This is a genomic window from Palleronia caenipelagi (genome assembly GCF_007004065.1).
Taxonomy (GTDB): domain Bacteria; phylum Pseudomonadota; class Alphaproteobacteria; order Rhodobacterales; family Rhodobacteraceae; genus Palleronia; species Palleronia caenipelagi.
On sequence record NZ_VFSV01000098.1, the window covers coordinates 1 to 4,014 of the forward strand.

Annotated in this window: 3 protein-coding genes and 1 pseudogene; 1 reads left to right on the forward strand and 3 read right to left on the reverse strand. The window is 63.0% G+C overall.

Going from position 1 to position 4,014, the window contains the following annotated elements:
• Positions 1-1,142: pseudogene (locus FEV53_RS19695) on the forward strand (IS256 family transposase); the annotation flags it as partial.
• 143 nt (positions 1,143-1,285) lie between these two features.
• Here the strand turns inward: FEV53_RS19695 and kynU are convergent.
• From kynU to FEV53_RS19710, 3 genes are all read right to left on the reverse strand, one after another.
• The gene (kynU, locus tag FEV53_RS19700; protein WP_142836350.1) at positions 1,286-2,473 is read right to left on the reverse strand and encodes a kynureninase; all 1,188 of its coding nucleotides are present in this window, start codon (positions 2,471-2,473) and stop codon (positions 1,286-1,288) included.
• 22 nt (positions 2,474-2,495) lie between these two features.
• The gene (locus FEV53_RS19705; protein WP_142836351.1) at positions 2,496-3,407 is read right to left on the reverse strand and encodes a pirin family protein; all 912 of its coding nucleotides are present in this window, start codon (positions 3,405-3,407) and stop codon (positions 2,496-2,498) included.
• A gap of 70 nt (positions 3,408-3,477) precedes the next feature.
• Positions 3,478-4,014: zinc-binding dehydrogenase (locus FEV53_RS19710; protein ID WP_142836352.1), on the reverse strand; the 537-nt coding region annotated here is incomplete at its 5' end.

The window sequence follows — 4,014 nt, forward strand, 5'->3', positions numbered from 1 at the left end:
CGAAGCTGCGGCAGGGCAGCTATTTCCCCGGCTTTCTGGAACCCCGCAAGACGTCCGAGAAGGCGCTTGTTGCTGTGATCCAAGAAGCATGGATGGGCGGCGTGTCTACGGGCCGGGTTGATGAGTTAGCGCAGGCTATGGGCTTGTCTGGCATCTCCAAGAGCACAGTGTCGAAGCTGTGCAAAGACATTGATGAGCGCGTGAACGAGTTCCTGAACCGCCCGCTCACCGGCGAATGGCCGTTCGCCAATGTCTCTCGGACCATTGGCGTTCGATTGGCTCACTCTGGCTGGACGCGACATATCTCAAGGTCCGCCAGGGCGACCGGATCGTCAGCGTGGCGGCGATAATAGCGGTCGCGGCCAACACCGACGGGCGACGTGAGATCATCGGCCTTGGATCAGGCCCTTCGGAAGCGTTCACCGGGGAAACGATCCCCCGGATCGTTTCCTGGCCCGGCTTACCCTTCTGGATGGACGTCCTGCGGGGACTGAAGGCGCGTGGGCGCGATGGCACCAAGCTGGTGATCAGCGACGCCCACAGTGGCCTGCGTGCCGCCATCGAGCGCGTGTTTGAGGGTGAGCCTGCGAACGGGCAGCGCTGCCGCGTCCACTGGATGCGCAATGCGCTCGCCCATGTGTCACGCGGCCAGCACACCGTCGTGGCCGCACTCGCCATCGGGCTCGAACCAATGGCGCCTCAATGGCTCGTTCCGCCAGGCTTTCGACCAGCCCGACCGCGCATCAGCCGGAGAAACATGGCGCAAGGTGGCAGATCAGCTTCGCTCTCGCTGGCCCAAACTGGCCGGGCTGATGGATGCCAGTGAGCACGACGTCCTGGCCTACATGGCCTTCCCGCGCCAGCACCGCACCAGGTTACACAGCACCAACCCGATCGAGCGCCTCAACAAGGAGGTCAGACGCCGCGCCGATGTCGTCGGGTTCGGGCCCTCCTTCGAACCGATGGCAGTCCGGCCCTCACTCCCGAACGAAGCCTCAATCATTCGCCTGATCGGTGCTGTGCTGTTCGAGCAGAACGACGAATGGCAGACCGCCAGCCGCTACATGCAGGTCGAAGCCTTCACCCAGATCGACCACGAGCAGACCGATCCCATTCTCAGCGTCACGACACAAGCCACCTGATCATGACCTCAGGCCACCCGACCAATTACAACACCTTGACGGACGTGACCCACGCCATCCACAAGACGAAAGATCTCACCAAACGTCGCGACGGTAACCTCTGGGCTTTGGCCCGATGCCGACCGCACGTCTGTCCAGAAAACCTACGTCACCTTCGATACGCGCCGGTATTTTGCCGCCTTCCACGCATCCGTCTCGAGTATGTTTTGCAGGACCTCTGTGGCAGCAATGACGTCAGCGTCGTCTATGTACAGCGGCGTAAAGCCGAAGCGCATGAGATTGGGGGGGCGAAAATCACCAATGACGCCGCGATCGATCAAGGCTTGCATCACCGCGTACCCGTTCGGGTGTGCGAAGGACACCTGGCTGCCGCGCGCAGACGGTTCGCGGGGTGTCGCCAGGATGAGCTCCGGACAGCGCGCCTCCACCTCGGCGATGAAGAGGTCGCTGAGACGGAGAGAGGCCGAGCGGATCGCGGCCATGTCCACGCCATCCCAGACGGTCAGGGCTTCCTGCAGGACAGAGAGTTGCAGGATCGGTGGCGTGCCGATCCGCATCCGTTCGGTGGTCAGGGCCGGACGGTAACCTGGGTCCATGGCGAAGGGGGCGGCGTGGCCCATCCAGCCCGCAAGTCCGGGGGCAACGGCATCGATCAGATCAGGTCGGACATAGATGAAGGCGGGCGCACCCGGACCGCCATTCAGGTATTTATAGGTGCAGCCCACCGCAAATTCGGCTTGCGACCCGGCGATGTCGAGAGCGACCGCTCCCGCCGAATGGGCCAGATCCCAGATCATCACGGCACCCGCAGCGTGCGCCGCGCGGGTGATGGCGTCCATATCGTGCATCCGCCCCGTCCGGTAATCCACATGGGTCAGCATCACCACCGCGACCTCATCTGAAATAGCCTCGACCACGTCTTCGGGTTCCGGCGTACGGAGGATGTGACCCTTGCCAATCGTCTCAATCAGCCCTTGTGCCATATAGAGATCGGTCGGAAAGTTGCCGCTGTCCGACAGGATCACCTTTCGGTCTGGCCGCATTTTCAAAGCGGCATCAAGCGCCTGATAGACTTTGACCGACAGGGTGTCGCCCGTGGCCACAGAACCTTTGGGCGCGCCGATCAGTGACGCGATCCGATCGCCCACAACGCGGGGCAAATCCATCCATCCCGCACTGTTCCACGCCCGGATCAGCTGTCCGCCCCACTCCTCTTCGATGACTTGGGCGGCCCGCGCGGCAGCGCCTTTGGGCAACACGCCCAGCGAATTGCCGTCGAGATAGATCACGCCATCGGGGATCTCAAAGAGGTCCTTGCGGGGCAGTTGCATGGGGGTTGCCCTCCGTTTGATCTCAATGGGCCGATTTGACAAAGCGATTGTTGCGCAAGTCGTCGAACGCCTGTTGCAGCTCGGCGGGTGTGTTCATCACGATGGGGCCGTGCCAGGCCACGGGCTCTTCGATGGGGGCTCCGGCGACGAGCAGAAACCGTATGCCATCAGGGCCTGCCTGCACCTCGATCTCATCCCCGCTACCGAACTGGACGAGCGTCTGGTTCCCCGAAAGATCGCGGATGTTGAGTTCTTGGCCGGCAACTTCCTTCTCCAGTAGCACCCCCCGTGGCGCGGAGGCGTCGGTGAACCGACCCGCTCCGGCAAAGACATAGGCGAAGGTGTTGCGGTAGGTGTCGACCTTAAGCCGTTTCCGCAAGCCAGCGGGAACAGAGACGTCGAGATAGAGCGGTTCGGCGGCGATGCCGTCCACCGGCCCGGTCTTGCCCCAAAAATCGCCGATGATGACCCGGACAGAGGTGCCGTCATCGTCAACGACAGTGGGGATATCCCCACTGGAGACGTCCTGATAACGCGGTTCGGTCATCTTTAGGCTGGCTGGCAGGTTCGCCCAGAGCTGAAAGCCGTGCATCTGGCCCTGCGCATTTCCCTTCGGCATCTCCTGATGCATGATCCCGGACCCAGCCGTCATCCACTGCACATCACCGGCCCCGAGCGTTCCCGTATTGCCGAGGCTGTCGCTGTGGCTGACCTCGCCTGACAGCACATAGGTGATCGTCTCGATGCCACGGTGGGGATGCCACGGAAACCCGTTTGCATAAGCCGCCGGATCATCGTTGCGAAAATCATCGAAGAGCAGGAACGGATCGAACCGGCGCGGCTCGTGGAAGCCAAACGCTCGATGCAGATGAACCCCGGCGCCTTCCATCGTGGGCTGCGCCATGCTGAGGGACGTGGCGGGACGGATCGACATGGCTGTACTCCTCTGATTTTTGTGCGGCTTACGAGATGGCCCCGGACGTGAAGCCGGGGCGCTCTTCGGGTCATCCCTCTGCCACTTTGATCTGGATTTTCACATCCGTGGGGCGGGCTTTGACGGCGCGGTCGAAGGCGGCGATGCTGTCGGCAAAGGCGAAGGTCTCGGAGATCAGCGGCTTTAGGTCCACCTTGCCCGAGGCCATCAGCGCGATGGCGCGGTCATACATGTTGGCGTAGCGGAACACGGTTTCCATGCGCAGCTCCTTCGACTGGGCCAGCACCAGATCGAACGGGATCGGATCGGGGGGCATGCCCACCCACACGACGCAGCCCGCAGGCGCCGCGGCCTCCAGCGCCGATTGCACCGATCGCGGCGCGCCCGCGCATTCGAACACCACATCCGCGCCCCAGCCATCCGTTGCGGCGGCGAGCACCTCGGCGGGATTGTCGCGGGTGACATTGATCGGTTCGATCCCGTCATAGGCCGCCGCGACGCCGAGCTTGTCATCCACCAGATCGGAGATGAAGACTTTGGCACAACCGCCCGCCAGCGCAGCCAGTGCGACCATGATCCCGATGGGACCCGCGCCGGTCACAAGGGC